At 65.5% G+C, this 13,791-nt stretch carries 16 protein-coding genes; 5 read left to right on the plus strand and 11 right to left on the minus strand.

Annotated features, from left to right (window positions below):
- The first annotated feature begins 263 nt into the window (after positions 1-263).
- The gene (locus tag ACJMK0_RS11770) at positions 264-1,166 is read left to right on the plus strand and encodes a DUF6502 family protein (RefSeq protein ID WP_405221881.1); all 903 of its coding nucleotides are present in this window, start codon (positions 264-266) and stop codon (positions 1,164-1,166) included.
- A gap of 169 nt (positions 1,167-1,335) precedes the next feature.
- Here the strand turns inward: ACJMK0_RS11770 and ACJMK0_RS11775 are convergent, their stop codons facing one another.
- From ACJMK0_RS11775 to ACJMK0_RS11795, 5 genes are all read right to left on the minus strand, one after another.
- Positions 1,336-1,911 carry a hypothetical protein gene (locus ACJMK0_RS11775; RefSeq protein WP_405238625.1) on the minus strand — a complete coding sequence of 192 codons (576 nt, stop codon included), beginning with the start codon at positions 1,909-1,911 and terminating at the stop codon, positions 1,336-1,338.
- Between the two features lie 696 nt (positions 1,912-2,607).
- The gene (locus ACJMK0_RS11780; RefSeq protein ID WP_405220740.1) at positions 2,608-3,417 is read right to left on the minus strand and encodes a peptidylprolyl isomerase; all 810 of its coding nucleotides are present in this window, start codon (positions 3,415-3,417) and stop codon (positions 2,608-2,610) included.
- Between the two features lie 35 nt (positions 3,418-3,452).
- A complete protein-coding gene (locus ACJMK0_RS11785; protein WP_405220738.1) occupies positions 3,453-3,731 on the minus strand; it encodes a BolA family protein in 279 nt (92 codons plus the stop codon).
- A complete protein-coding gene (locus ACJMK0_RS11790) occupies positions 3,728-4,027 on the minus strand; it encodes a YciI family protein (RefSeq protein ID WP_405220736.1) in 300 nt (99 codons plus the stop codon). Before ACJMK0_RS11790 ends, ACJMK0_RS11785 begins: the two co-directional genes overlap by 4 nt.
- A 2-nt stretch (positions 4,028-4,029) precedes the next feature.
- On the minus strand, positions 4,030-4,587 hold the full coding sequence (locus ACJMK0_RS11795) for an inner membrane-spanning protein YciB (protein ID WP_405220735.1): 558 nt from the start codon (positions 4,585-4,587) through the stop codon (positions 4,030-4,032).
- 125 nt (positions 4,588-4,712) lie between these two features.
- On the opposite strand from ACJMK0_RS11795, the gene ACJMK0_RS11800 reads away from it, so the two are divergent.
- From ACJMK0_RS11800 to rluB, 4 genes are all read left to right on the plus strand, one after another.
- Entirely contained in the window at positions 4,713-5,333 is a 621-nt protein-coding gene (locus ACJMK0_RS11800) for an L-threonylcarbamoyladenylate synthase (RefSeq protein ID WP_405220784.1), read from the plus strand.
- Positions 5,334-5,472: 139 nt separating this feature from the next.
- Positions 5,473-6,300, plus strand: coding sequence for a segregation and condensation protein A (locus ACJMK0_RS11805; RefSeq protein WP_405239047.1), 828 nt, complete (start codon positions 5,473-5,475; stop codon positions 6,298-6,300).
- Between the two features lie 21 nt (positions 6,301-6,321).
- Positions 6,322-7,152 (plus strand): SMC-Scp complex subunit ScpB, encoded by an 831-nt coding sequence (gene scpB, locus ACJMK0_RS11810; protein WP_405238627.1) that lies wholly within the window; start codon positions 6,322-6,324, stop codon positions 7,150-7,152.
- 11 nt (positions 7,153-7,163) lie between these two features.
- Positions 7,164-8,030 carry a 23S rRNA pseudouridine(2605) synthase RluB gene (gene rluB, locus ACJMK0_RS11815; RefSeq protein ID WP_405238629.1) on the plus strand — a complete coding sequence of 289 codons (867 nt, stop codon included), beginning with the start codon at positions 7,164-7,166 and terminating at the stop codon, positions 8,028-8,030.
- Here rluB and ACJMK0_RS11820 read toward each other — a convergent pair.
- The 6 genes from ACJMK0_RS11820 to ACJMK0_RS11845 are packed head-to-tail and all read right to left on the minus strand — an operon-like array spanning position 8,002 to position 13,669.
- Entirely contained in the window at positions 8,002-8,751 is a 750-nt protein-coding gene (locus ACJMK0_RS11820) for a YciK family oxidoreductase (RefSeq protein WP_405238631.1), read from the minus strand. The genes rluB and ACJMK0_RS11820 overlap by 29 nt on opposite strands.
- Positions 8,748-9,587, minus strand: a complete 840-nt coding sequence (locus tag ACJMK0_RS11825) for a squalene/phytoene synthase family protein (protein ID WP_405238633.1) — start codon at positions 9,585-9,587, stop codon at positions 8,748-8,750. Before ACJMK0_RS11825 ends, ACJMK0_RS11820 begins: the two co-directional genes overlap by 4 nt.
- Positions 9,588-9,590: 3 nt before the next feature.
- Positions 9,591-10,952: a DNA recombination protein RmuC gene (gene rmuC / locus ACJMK0_RS11830; RefSeq protein ID WP_405238634.1), complete on the minus strand. Its 1,362-nt coding sequence runs from the start codon at positions 10,950-10,952 to the stop codon at positions 9,591-9,593.
- On the minus strand, positions 10,949-11,623 hold the full coding sequence (locus ACJMK0_RS11835) for an HAD family hydrolase (protein ID WP_405238635.1): 675 nt from the start codon (positions 11,621-11,623) through the stop codon (positions 10,949-10,951). The genes rmuC and ACJMK0_RS11835 overlap by 4 nt, the downstream gene beginning before the upstream one ends.
- Complete coding sequence (gene ubiG, locus ACJMK0_RS11840; RefSeq protein ID WP_405238636.1) at positions 11,620-12,351, minus strand: bifunctional 2-polyprenyl-6-hydroxyphenol methylase/3-demethylubiquinol 3-O-methyltransferase UbiG; 732 nt, start codon at positions 12,349-12,351, stop codon at positions 11,620-11,622. The genes ACJMK0_RS11835 and ubiG overlap by 4 nt, the downstream gene beginning before the upstream one ends.
- A complete protein-coding gene (locus ACJMK0_RS11845) occupies positions 12,344-13,669 on the minus strand; it encodes a TRZ/ATZ family hydrolase (RefSeq protein ID WP_405238637.1) in 1,326 nt (441 codons plus the stop codon). The genes ubiG and ACJMK0_RS11845 overlap by 8 nt, the downstream gene beginning before the upstream one ends.
- Positions 13,670-13,791: the final 122 nt, after the last annotated feature.

Here is a 13,791-nt window from a genome sequence, read left to right on the forward strand (position 1 = left end):
GACTCAACAAATTTTGTGTCACATCTAGTTGACATAAAATCAGTGAGTTATGTGAACTAGACTGGCTACCCACCGGCTACCCACTCGGGCGGTCGGTCCCCCTACTTGGCGAATTTCAGTCAATTTTGGGAAAAATTTGTCAATTTGTCTCCGAAAGAGGAGAATTATGTCGCAAAGCGGATACCGCCTTTTACATCTTCTCGCTTGTATTTGAAATAATTAGAAACTATGTTAAGAACCCAGAAAATACGAAGTTCCACCAGATGAGCGCGGATAACGCGGCCGCTGCTGGATCGCCGGAGATCAGAGACAGCCTGCGAAAGGCATTTCGGCGTTTGCTTAACCCGCTCGTCAGGATTCTGCTGCGAAGTGGGATGGTGGCTAAAGACTTAGAGGAGATTGTCAGACAAGTCTTCGTAGATGTTGCTTCTTCAGAAGAGTTCGCGATCGAGGGTCGATCTCGGGTTAGCAACACACGATTGGCAATTCTCACTGGGCTCACTCGTAAAGAGATTGCGAGGCTTAGGAGGGGGGAGTCGTTTCAAAGAGACTTTAGCAACATGTCCCGTGTCGCTCGGGTACTGAACGAGTGGCAGCGAAACGCGCGTTACACAGGAGCCTATGGTGTTCCTCTTGAGTTGCCTTTCGATGCCGATAGAGACGAGCCGAGTTTCACGGAGCTGGTCAAGCTCTACAGCGGGGACATGCTGCCGAGGGCGATGTTGGATGAACTCTTGAGGATCGATGCTGTTAAGCAATTTGACGATGGAACGCTGAAGCTGCAGAGCTCTACGTATCTTCCCTCGCCGATGGATGAAGCGAGCATTGAGCATTTAGGCACGGTAATACAAAGGATCGCGGATACGCTCAATCACAATAATGACGAGCGATACGCGGCAACGAAGCGAGTAGAGCGGTTGGTGTATTCCGATCAGGGATTTCCGGAATCGAAGTACCCAGATTTTCAGAGAGTAGTAAGAGATAGGTCGGCGGAGTTTTTGGAAGCGATCAATTCCTGGATCGTGGCGAATGAACTTTCGGATAACGCTCCGGATACGCCAGCCATCAGAGCGGCGCGACGAGGAATTCGGAGAGTGTATGCCGGGGTCGGCGTCTATCAGTTCCTGGATGAGGCCGACTCTGCGAGCGAAGAGGACAAGAAATAGAAACCCAGTTGACGGCTAGGACGCCCGATTGACTGGGACTAATGGCAGCACGAGCGAGCTGTCAGAGCGAAAACTTAGGAGAAGTACAATGAGGATGACTTGGGGCATTGCGTTTGCCGTCGCGCTGGGGTTTGCGGCCTCGCATGTGACTGCCGAGCAGGCCACGTCTTCAACGCATGCGATTAGCGTTGGGAGTGGTGCCAAGGCAATCGCTGTGGGCAGCGGATCCAAAGCTATCCAGGTAGGAAGTGGTGTGGACGCGATTGCTGTCGGTAGTGGGGCGCACGCGATTCAGGTTGGTAGCGGTGTCCACGCTATCCAAGTCGGTAGCGGCGCGCATGCTATCCAAGTTGGTAGTGGTGTAGACGCTATCGCTGTCGGAAGCGGGGTACACGCGATCCAAGTGGGTAGCGGCGCTCACGCTATCCAGGTCGGCAGCGGCGCGCATGCTATCCAGGTTGGCAGTGGTGTAGACGCTATTGCTGTCGGAAGTGGGGTGCAGGCGATCCAAGTGGGTAGTGGCGCTCACGCTATCCAGGTTGGTAGTGGTGTAGACGCTATTGCTGTCGGAAGTGGAGTTCACGCGATTCAAGTGGGTAGCGGCGCTCACGCTATCCAGGTCGGCAGCGGCGCGCATGCTATCCAGGTTGGCAGCGGTGTAGACGCTATTGCCGTCGGAAGTGGGGTACACGCGATCCAAGTGGGTAGTGGCGCTCACGCTATACAGGTCGGCAGCGGCGCGCATGCTATCCAGGTCGGCAGTGGTGTCGATGCAATTGCAGTAGGCAGCGGTGTGAAGGATGTAGATTCATCCTCACTCATCGAACTTTTTGCTCCCGTAGACGCTGTGACCGGTAGTCGTACGCTTCAGGTACTTGGCCGTACAGTGGACTTAAGTAGTTTTCCTGAGAATGCGGCTGGTGTCTTTTCTGCAGGTAACATGACGTATTTCCAAGGTGTTGTTGGTAAGGACGGCACGTTTAGGGCATTGACCGCGGTTGTCTACCCTGAGGCCCATGTTCCTGGTTCCACAGAGGTTCTAGTAGCTGGACCCGTCCAGTCTGTTGATCGGACAACTGGTACTGCTGTGATTGGCGGATTTAGTGTCGACATGACGCAGACACTGGGGCAGGCGGCTCTTCCGGCCATTTCAGCGGGCAATCGCTTCGCAGCGTATGGAAGCGCTTTCCCGGCGACCAACGTGTCAGTTTTCGCGAGTGCTCTAAGCGAACTTGACTAAAAAAAAGCCGGCATCCCTGCCGGCTAATATCTCGCCTCAACTTAGGAGATTTGAGGGTTGGAGGAATCTTCTCCGAGCGATAAGAGAAGATTCGAGAGAGAAGTTACCGGAGGGCTGACTCGCCCGGTGTGATGCGAGTCACAATTCCCGGACAAAAAAAGGGCGCCATTGGCGCCCTTTTTTCTGGCTTGTCCGAAGGCGTCAGTCGGCCGAGCCATCGTTGCCCGATCTCAGGCCATCCAGGTATTCCTGCAGCTTCTTCTGCTCGACTACCGGCCTCAGCCTGTCCTTCACCTCTTCGAAGGAAGGGGCCTCCGTTTCCCGCGAGTCCTCGCGCAGGATCACGTGCCAACCGAACTGAGTCTGAACCGGCTCGCTGGTATAGCTGCCGTCTTCGAGTGCCACGACTGCGTCAGAGAACGGCTTGACCATCGAGTCCGGCGGGAACCAGCCGAGATCGCCGCCGTTGGGGCCGGACGGGCCGGTCGATTTCTCCTTGGCCAGTTCGGCGAAGTCACCGCCTTCGTCAAGCTGGGTGATCACTGCTTTGGCCTCGTCCTCCGTCTCCAGGAGGATGTGACGCGCCTTGTATTGCTGGGGCTGGTATCCGGCCACCTGGGCGCTGTATTCGGCGCGGAGCTCCGTCTCTGTGGGCGGGTTCTCTTCCAGGTAGTTTCCGGCCAGGGCCGAAGCAAGGGTGGACATGCGCTGGAGCTTTATCTGAGCCGCGACTTCGGGGTCGTCGTCAAGCCCGGCCGCTTCGGCCTCTTCGGCAAGCAGGTAGAGGTCGGCGACTTCCTCGCGGAACTGCTCGCGCTGCTCGGCGGTGGCGTCGCCCTGTGCGCCCCGCATGCGATTCTGCATGTAGAGTTCGAGCACCTTGGCCTCCACCTCGGGGTCCGCCACCGCCCCGGTGTCGGACTGTGCGCAGGCTGCCGTGCTCAGCAGCACTGCAGTGGCAAGCACGAGGGCCTTGCCGGCGCCTAGCTGGCGCAGATACGTAGTCGTCATAGTTGGTCCTCTGTTTCCGTGGTCGAATCTTGCCCTTAATCCCTCCGGGCTTCACCGGGGGCGAGGGCGGAAATACTGAGCGCGTGAATGTCGGTGTCCATCATGTCCCCGGCGGCATCGTAGACGAGTCGGTGCCGCTGGATGCGTGAGAGTCCTTCGAAGGCGCTGGCGGTCAGCCGCACGGCGAAGTGGCTGCGGCCATCCTGCGCGCCGGCGTGACCGGCATGCAGATGGCTTTGATCCCTGATCAGGAGGTCCTCGGGTTGCAACGCGTCCCGAAGCCGTTTCTCGAGCGCCGCCTGACGCTCCGTCACGGCAGGACCTTGTTGAACGGTTTCACGACCACTCGCTGGTACACGCCGGCTTCCACGTACGGGTCATCGTCGGCCCAGGCCCTGGCATCCTCCAGCGAGGCGAATTCGGCGATGACGAGACTACCCGTAAAACCGGCTTCGGCCGGATCCTCGTTATCGATGGCGGGGTGCGGTCCGGCGACCAGGAGGCGGCCTTCGTCGCGCAGCGTGCGCAGCCGCTCGAGGTGTCTGGCCCTCGCGCCGGAGCGCAGAGGCCCGCTGTTCGGTACGTCTTCACTGATGATGGCATACCACATCGTTATTCGGCTCCGCTGGTTGATTTGCGCTCGTTCCTGGAGACCATGACGGCCAGCCAGACGCCCTGGATCACCATGAAGGCGAGGGTCATACCCAGCAGCCCGAAGAGTTTGAAGCTGACCCAGGCGCTCTCGCCGAAACGGTAGGCGACGAAGATGTTGGCCGCGCCCGCCACGGCGAAGAATATGCCCCAGATCACGGTCAGTTGACGCCACTGGGCTGCGGAAAGTTCCACGGCGGATTGCAGCAGCCGCTGGATCAGGGGTTTCTCGCCGATGTAGAGGCTGCCGAGGCACACCGCGGCCATGGCCCAGTTCAGGAGAGTGGGCTTCCAGATCAGGAACAGGCTGTTGCGCAGTGCCAGTGTCACGGCGCCGAGTACCAGCACCAGCGCGGTCGAGATCAGGTAGATGCGTCCGACCTGCCGGGTGAATATCCAGTGGGCCAGCGGCACCAGCGGCATGGTGGCCATGAGGACGATGGTCGCGGTGTAGATGTCGGCCTGTTTGTAGGCCACGAAGAATGCGACCACCGGCAGATAGTCTAGTATCAGTTGCATGCGCTGGGAGTCTGTTTTGCGGTGAGTACCGTGATCCGCGAATGATAGCGCACACGCCGGCGCAGCCCCAACGCAGCGGTTCACGACAGTCGGATTTGTGTCTGCGTGACGGTAGAATGCCGGGCGTGTCGCAGATCATCACCATACACCCGGACAACCCGCAGAAGCGCTATGTCGACCAGGCGGTCGACATAATCCGCGCCGGCGGCCTGTTGGTATACCCCACCGACTCGAGCTATGCCTTCGGCTGCGAGATCGGCAACAAGAAGGCGCTGGACCGCATCAGGCTGCTGCGCCAGGCGGACAAACTCCACGATTTTTCGCTGGTGGTGCGCGACCTGTCGGAGATCGCCACCTATGCCCGGGTGGACAACTGGGCGTACCGGCTGTTGAAGCATTTCACGCCGGGACCCTATACGTTCATCCTGAAGGCCACCCGGGAAGTGCCCAACCGGCTGAAGAATCCCCGCAAGAAGACCATCGGCATCCGCGTACCCGACCACCCGATCAGCCAGGCGCTGCTCGAGGCGCTGGGCGAGCCGATGATGAGTTCCACGCTGCTGCTGCCCGGCGACGACGTGCCCATGACCGACCCGGTCGAGATCGCCGGTCGGCTGGGTAATCAGGTGGACGCGGTGGTCGACGGCGGGCCCGGCGGGATGGAGCCATCCAGCGTGCTGGATCTCACGGAGGGCACGGTGCATATCTTGCGGCGCGGGATCGGCGACGTCAGCGCCTTCGAATGAGGGGGCCGCGGCCCCGCCGGGATTACGTTAGAATCACCCTGTGTCCGAATCAGAGAAAAAGCAGCCGGTCCTCCGGGTGGTAAGCGACCAGGGGGCGCCCAAGGCGGTGCCCGAGGATCTGCGGCCTTCCCAGGCCGAGATGCCGTTTGCCATCGTGGACGGCGAGCCGGTCACCGAGCTGCCTCAGGACCTGTATATCCCGCCCTATGCGCTGCAGGTGTTCCTGGAGGCGTTCGAGGGACCGCTGGATCTGCTGCTCTATCTGATCCGGCGCCAGAATCTGGACATTCTGGACATCCCCATCGCCGAGATTACCCGGCAGTACATCGAGTACATCGAACTGATGAAGGAGCTCCAGCTGGAGCTGGCCGGCGAGTATCTGGTGATGGCGGCCATGCTGGCAGAGATCAAATCGAGGATGCTGCTGCCGAGGCCGGTGGTCGAGGAGGACGAGGAACACGACCCGCGGGCGGAACTGGTACGCAGGCTGCAGGAATACGAGCGCTTCAAGAAGGCGGCGGAAAATCTCGAGGAGCTGCCGCGGCTGGAACGCGACGTGCACGTGGTGCAGGCCGAAGCGCCCGAGCGTCAGGTGGTCACAAAGCTGCCGGACGTGACGCTCAAGGAGCTGATGGTGGCCCTGCAGCAGGTGCTGGCCCGCGCCGACATGTTCTCCAACCTCCATGTGCAGCGCGAGCCGCTGTCGGTACGGCAGCGCATGTCGGAGATTCTCACGCGGATCCGCGGCGCGCAGTTCACCCAGTTCGACAAGCTGTTCGACGTGGAGGAGGGCCGCATGGGCGTCGCGGTGACGTTCATCGCCGTGCTGGAGCTGCTTCGTGAGTCGCTCATCGAGGTGGTGCAGTCGGAGGACTTCGCCCCCCTGCACGTGCGGGCGGCCTCGAATGTGCGCGTTGTGAATGATGAAGGGGACGCCACGGCGTCGGACGAGAGCGCCACGTCCTGAGCGTTCCCGGTAAAGTGACCTATGGATGAGACGAGTATCAAATATATTCTCGAGGCAGCGCTGCTTGCCTCGTCGGAGCCGCTTTCGGTCGAGCAGATGATGTCGCTGTTCGACGAGAGTTCGCGTCCGGAGCGCAAGGATATCCGGGCGGCTCTCGACGAACTGGAGGCCGACTACGAGGACCGGGGCATCATGCTGGCCGAGGTGGCGTCGGGTTTCCGCGTGCAGGTGCGCCGGTCGATGTCGGCAATGCTGCAGCCGTTGTGGGAGGAGCGTCCGCCGCGTTATTCGCGCGCGCTGTTCGAGACGCTGGCGCTGATCGCTTACCGCCAGCCCATCACTCGCGGCGAGATCGAGGATGTGCGCGGCGTCACCGTCAGCCCCAACATCATCCGCACGCTGCTCGACCGGGAGTGGATCCGGGTGCTCGGCCACCGCGACGTGCCGGGCAAGCCCGAGATGTTCGGCACGACGAAGGCCTTCCTGGATTATTTCGGCCTGAAGCGGCTGGACGATCTGCCGCCCCTGGCCGAACTGCAGGATATCGAGGGCCTGAACGCGCAGCTGGAATTCGCCACCGGCGAAGAGAGCGAAGCGGTCCCGGCCAACGTTACGGCCCTGCGGGCGGGAGACGGCGAGGACAGCGCGGAGGCAGCGGCGGGCAGCGATGAGGCCGAGCACGCCGCCGCCGACGCCCACGACGCCCACGACGCCGAGGATGGCGAGAGCGCCTACGAGGACACCGATGAATCCGCCGACGCCGACGAAGTCGCGGAGGCCGAGGCCAGCGGGGAGAGTGAGGAGGCCGGGGAGGAAGAACGCGCCAGCGCGGGCGCGCCGCCCTCGAGCTGACACGCGCCGTCATGGCTGAGCGCTTGCAGAAGGTGCTGGCGGCAGCCGGCCACGGTTCCCGCCGCGAGATAGAGCGCTGGATAAGCGACGGGCGGCTGGCGATCGACGGCCGCACGGCCGTGCTCGGCGATACGGTCACCGGTGAGGAGCGGATCACCCTCGACGGCCGTCCCCTCGCAGTCCGTCGGCCCGAAGCCGGTTCCCACCAGCATCTGATCTACCACAAGCCCCAGGGCGAGGTGTGCTCGCGCAGCAGCGAGTCGGGCCACACCACCGTGTTCGCTGCGCTGCCGCGGCTGCATCGCGGGCGCTGGGTGAGCGTCGGCCGACTCGACGTGGCCACCAGTGGGCTGCTGATCTTCACCACCGACGGCGCGCTGGCCAATGCCCTCATGCATCCTTCCAGCAGCATCGAACGGCGCTACGCGGTGCGCGTGCGAGGCACGCCTTCGGCAGAGGACCTGGCACGACTGACGGACGGCATCGAGCTGGAGGACGGTCCTGCCGCTTTCGACAGCCTCACGGAGAAAGGCGGCGAGGGCGTGAACCAGTGGTACGAGGTCACGCTGCGGGAGGGCCGCAACCGGGAGGTGCGGCGGCTCTGGGAAGCGGCGGGTGTCGAGGTGAGCCGGCTCATCCGTATCGGTTACGGTCCGATACGCCTTCCCCGGGGCCTGCGCCGGGGGCAACACCGTCCCCTGACGGCGGCCGAGACGGCGGTGCTGTACGCGGCGGCAGGCCTGGAGACCGCCGCAGAGAGTCCGGAGGACGCCGGGCCGGATCCGAAAGGGCGCCGGCGAACCACCGGTGCGAAGACGGGGCGCCAGGCCGCGCGCGGGGCGGGCAGGCCTACTGGGCGTCGAAAGACCCGCCGGTGACGCCCCGGCTGTCGGGGCCGAGCAGATAGATGTGGGGTGTCAGCACCTCTTCCGGCGTGGCCAGCTTGTCCCTGTCCTCCGCCGGATAGGCTTTCAGCCGCATGTCGGTGCGGGTCGCGCCGGGGTTCACGCAATTGACGCGGATGCCCGCCTTCTCGGTTTCCTGGGCGAGCACCTGGGAGAGGCATTCGACACCGAATTTGGAGACGGCATAGGCGCCCCAGTAGGCGCGGCCCTGCCGGCCCACGCCGCTGGAGGTGAAGACGATGGAGCCGTCTTCGGATTTTCGCAGCAGCGGCAGGCAGACTTTGGTCAGGACGAACTCCGCCGTCAGATTGACGTGGATGACGCGCTGCCACAGGGCGACGTCGTAGTGCTCGATGGGTGCGAGTTCGCCCAGGATCCCGGCGTTGTGCAGCAGGCCGTCCAGCCGGCCGAACTCGTCCGCGATGCTGTCCGCAAGGCTCGTGTAGGTCTCGCCGTCCGCCTTCTCGAAGTCCACGGGCGCGATGGAAGGGCGCAGGTGCCCCGCGTCGATGATCTCGTCGTAGACCGACTCCAGCTTGCTCACGGTGCGGCCGAGCAGGATCACGCGCGCCCCCAGTTCGGCGAAGCGTTTCGCCGCGGCCCGGCCGATGCCGTCGCCGGCGCCCGTGACGAGGATGACGCGGTCGGCCAGCAGGTTCTCGGGGGGAGTGTAGGTGCGGGGATCGAAGGTCACGGCTGCTCCTGATCGGGGGTGGTGGGGGCGCGCGCGTGGCGCCGGGCGGCGCGCCAGGCGCGCCAGAGCAATTGTAACGGATGGGCCCGGCCGCGGGTCCCGTCGCGGCGCCGCGCCGTCAGGTGCGCCTCGCTGACGGCGGCGACCACGGCGGTGACGGCGCTGGCTTCGCAGGTCCCGGGCCCGGCGCGCCCGAGTTCCTCGAGTCCGGCCTCCGCCAGCCGCTCGATCGCGCGACGGAATCCGTCCTGCTCCGGCCATCTGCCCGGCGCGACGTCATCCAGGCCGGCATCGGCGGCGACGTCCCGGGGCAGCAGGAAAAGCTGCCGTCCGGCCGCGAGTGCCGCGGTCGTGTTCGCCATACCCCAGGCGATGCCTGCGTGCCGCGCAGCCGCGCGGGCCGGTTCGTCGCGCGTCTTTTCAGCGGATGGCGCGCCGGCGAGCGTCAGCGCGGCGCCTTCCCGGCGGAAGCAATACAGCCTTAGCTGGTCGACCGACTCCGGCGTCTCGCCGCGCCCCAGGGATTCCGCGCAGATGACGAGTTCTTCCAGCCAGGGGACGAAGGGCGAGTCCGCAGGCAGCAGCTCCGCCAGCCCGCCGGTCAGCGGATGACGGGGCGCGCCGCCGGCGAGCCGGGCGATCTCCTGCCGCCACCAGTCCAGCTTGACGGCGCCGATGGCGGGGTCCCGGCTCCCGGCTGAGGCGGCGAGGATCGTATCGCGCAGCGCGCACAGCAGCCGGAAGCGGCGTTCGGAATCGCCCCGCAGGAAATTGGCGACCAGTTCCTCGTCGGAACCGGCCGGGAGCTTTGTCCAGTTCTCGGGCGTGTCCGTCACGGTTCAGGGGCGCGCTGGTCCGTCCGTGGGTTCGTCGGAGGTGTCCGCCGCGCCGTCGCCGCCGTCGGCGGGTGACTCGGCGTTCGCCTCCGGCACCGATTCGGCCACGCGTGTGATCTCTTCCACGGGCTCCAGGGTATCCAGGGTTTTCCGGGTCTGCACGCCGAGCTCCCTGAACTTGCGTGCCCCCGGGAGCACGCTGCGCTCCAGCGAGCCGACGGCCGCGTTGAACGCGTTGACGCTGCCGGAGAGCTGGCGCCCGACACGATTCAGGTGGCTGCCGAAAGTGGCCAGCCGGTCGTAGAGCTCGACGGCCAGTCCGCGGATTTCCTCCGCGTTCTCGGCGAGCGCCAGCTGACGCCAGCCGTAGGCGACCGCCTTCAGCAGCGCCACGAAACTGGTGGGCGTGGCGAGGATGATCTTCTGTCGCAGGGCCTCGTCCAGCAGGTCCGGATTCTGGTTCATCGCCGCCGAGAGGAACTGGTCGCCAGGGATGAACAGGATCACGAACTCCGGACTGCGCGGAAACTGGGACCAGTAATGCTTGCTCGCCAACTCCCGGATGCGCTCGCGGACCTTGCGCTCGTGGCGGGCGAGAGCGGCCGTGCGGAGCTGGTCGTCGGTGGCTTCCACCGCCTCCAGGTAGGCATCCAGCGGCGTCTTCACGTCCACGACGAGCTCCCGGTCGTCCGGCATGCGGATGATCATGTCGGGACGTATGCGCTCGCCGGCGGCGCCGCCCGTCTCCTGCTCGACGAAATCGCAGTGCTCGACCATGCCGGCCAGCTCGACGAGACGCCGCAGCGTGATCTCGCCCCACTGACCGCGAACCTCCGGTCGGCGCAGGGCCTTCACCAGATTGCTGGTCTCGGCCTGCAGGGCCTGCTGGCTGGCCTGCATGGCCTCGAGCTGGGCGGTGATGCTGCCGTAGGCCTCCGAGCGGGCCTTCTCGAGCGCGCCGATCTGGCGCTCCGTCTTCTCCAGCGCCTCGCGGATGGGTTTCACCAGGTTCTCGACGGCCTTCTCCCGTTCCGACAGCGCGTGCGTGGCCTGCTGCTGCTGGGCGCCGAGGTTCTGCTTCGCGAGACGCAGGAACGCCTCGCTGTTGACCCTGAGGCTGCGGTGGGCCACGTCGCCGAAGGACTGCTGGAGACGGCTGGCGGCGAGCTCGAAGGCCGCTTCCCGTTCCGCCCGCAGCGCCTCCTGATCCTTCACCCGGCGCTCGGCATCGTCGCGCTCGGCCGCCAGCCGGGCGAGACGCCCGCGGACGAACAGCCAGAGCAGGAGCAGCCCGAGAGCCAGCGAAACTGCAGAAGCGACGCCGGCCATCCACGCGGGTACCGGGACCTGCAGCCAGTCGCTCACCCGCGCGCTTCCTCCAGGATCGGCAGCAGCGCCACCGGATGCTCGATGACGAGGTCGGCGTGCCAGCCCCGGGCATCGTCCTCCGGCAGCAGATAGCCGTAAGCCGCGGCGATCGTGCGCATCCCGGCCGCGCGTCCGGCCTCCATGTCGCGCAGGTTGTCGCCCACGTAGACACAGTCCCCCGCATCCACGGCGAGCGCGTGCGCCGCGTGCAGGAGCGGCGCCGGATGCGGCTTGCGCTGCGGCAGTGCGTCGCCACCGACGGTGACCCGGGATCGGGTGTCGAGTCCGAGCCCGGCGAGCAGCGCGTCCGTGAGGCCCTGGGGTTTGTTGGTCACGATGCCCCAGGGCAGGCCGATGGCCTCGATGGCGGCCAGCACCTCTTCCATGCCCTCGAACAGGCGCGAGCTGCGGTGGACGCGGTCGGCGTAGCGTTGCAGATATTCCTCGTACAGGGCGCGGCGGCTCTCTTCGTCCCGATCGGGGAAGGCGAGGCGGATGAGGCCGGCGGCGCCGTTGGTGATATTCGCTCGCGCCAGGCGGTATTCGGGCGGGCGGGTGCCGTACGCCCGGCAAAGCTCCGCCAGGGTGTCGGTCATGTCCGGCGCGGTGTCGATGAGCGTGCCGTCCAAATCGAACAGCCAGCCGGCGAAAGGCCTCGGCTCCGTCATCCGGCGGCGCCCCGCCTGCGGAAGTGGGCGATGTAGTTGACGTCCACGTCGTTCGTGAGGCTGAAGTGGCGCGTCAGCGGGTTGTAGCGCACGCCGGTCAGTTCCTCCAGGCGCAGGTCCGCCTGCCTCGCCCACGCCTCCAGTTCCGACGGTCGGATCAGCTTGTCGTACTCGTGGGTGCCGCGCGGCAGCAGGCGCAGCACGTACTCCGCGCCGACGATGGCGAGCGCGAAGGCTTTCGCCGTGCGGTTGATGGTCGAGAAGAACACGTGGCCATCCGGCCGCACAAGGCGGCTGCACGCGTCTATGACGCTGCCGGGCTCGGGTACGTGTTCGAGCATCTCCAGGCACGTGACGACGTCATAGGCTTCCGGCCGTTCGGCCGCCAGGTCTTCGGCGCCGGTCTCCAGGTACTCCACTTCCACGCCGGATTCCCGGGCGTGGGTGCGTGCCACGGCGAGGGGGCCGGGCGCGAGGTCGATGCCGGTCACCTCGGCTCCGGCCGCCGCCATCGCCTCGCTGAGAATGCCGCCGCCGCAGCCGATGTCGAGTACCTTGCGGCCCGACAGCGGCGCCCGCTCATCGATGTAGCCGAGCCGCAGCGGGTTCATCTGGTGGATGGGGGCGAAGTCGCCGTCCGGGTCCCACCACGTCTCGGCCATCGCCTCGAACTTGCGGATCTCGCCCTCATCGACGTTACCGCCGGTCTTCGCTTGCGGGTCATTCATGATCGTAATTCCAGATTTTCTCTCTCCATTCTGCGGCCCGGCCGCTGATGTCGTCCAGGCGCAGGTGGCTGAGCCGTCCGCGCTTGACGAGCTGTCGTCCGGCCACCCAGACGTCGCTGACCTGCGAGGCCTCGGCGGCGTAGACGAGTTGGGAGACCGGCTCGTACACGGGTTGGGTGCGTGGCGCTGACAGGTCGACGGCGCAGACGTCCGCCCATTTGCCCGGTTCCAGGCTGCCGATGCTGTCGGCGAGGCCCAGCGCGGCGGCCCCGTTCATCGTGGCCATGCGCAGGACGGTGTGGGCGGAGAGTGCGCTCGCATCGCCGGCGGCCGCCTTGCCGAGCAGGGCGGCGGTGCGCATCTCGCCCAGCATGTCCAGGTCGTTGTTGCTGGCCGCGCCGTCGGTGCCGAGGGCCACGTTGATGCCGGCCTCGAGCAGGCGCGCGACGGGGGCGATGCCGCTGGCGAGCTTCAGGTTCGACTCCGGGCAATGGGCCACGGAGACGCCTGCGCCGGCGGCGAGCGCAATCTCCTCGTCGCTGAGACAGGTCATGTGCACGGCCAGCAGCGAGCCGTTCACGAAGCCGAGGCGCCGGAGCCGCTCCAGCGGACGGATGCCGTTGGCCTCCTCCTCGGCGGCCACCTCGGCCGCGGTCTCGTGGACGTGCATGTGCACCGGCACGTCCAGCTGGTCGGCCAGCGCACGGAGCTTGCCGAGGCTGGCCTCGCTCACGGAGTAGGGCGCGTGGGGCGCGAAATGGGTGCTCACCAGCGGATGGGAGGCATAGCGATCGTGCACGGCGACGCCCTTGGACAGGTACTCGCCGGCATCCTTCGCCCAGGGCGTCGGCGCGTCCACCAGGATCATGCCCACCGAGGCGCGCATCTGGGCCGCGGCCACGGTCTCGGCGACGATGTCCGGGAAGAAATACATGTCGTTGAAGCAGGTCGTGCCGCCCAGCAGCATCTCGGCGATGGCCAGCCGGGTGCCGTCGCGGACGAATTCCGCGTCGATCCAGCGGCCCTCGGCCGGCCAGATGTGCTCGCGGAGCCAGACCTCCAGCGGCAGGTCGTCGGCCAGCCCGCGGAACAGGGACATGGCGGCGTGGGTGTGGGCGTTGACCAGCCCGGGGATCACCAGATGGTCATCGAGATGGACCACGTCGGCGGCCGCGAAACGGGCGCTCGCCTGCGCCGCGGGCACCAGCGCGACGATGACGCCGTCACGGATGACCAGGGCATGGTGCTCCAGCACCGTGTCCGCCGGCGCCACGGGTGCCACCCAGCGGCACGAGATGATCAGGTCGCATTGGTCCATCTGTATGAAAATACTGACTTTATTGAGGGTGGAACGATGCCCGGACCGGAGCCGGGAGCCCAGTATACAGGCCCGCCCGGCAGGGCCCGCGCCTGGCCCTCGCTTCCGCCGCCGCCGGGGGC

The sequence above is a fragment of the Lentisalinibacter orientalis genome, from assembly GCF_040706535.1.
GTDB lineage: Bacteria > Pseudomonadota > Gammaproteobacteria > Steroidobacterales > Woeseiaceae > Lentisalinibacter > Lentisalinibacter orientalis.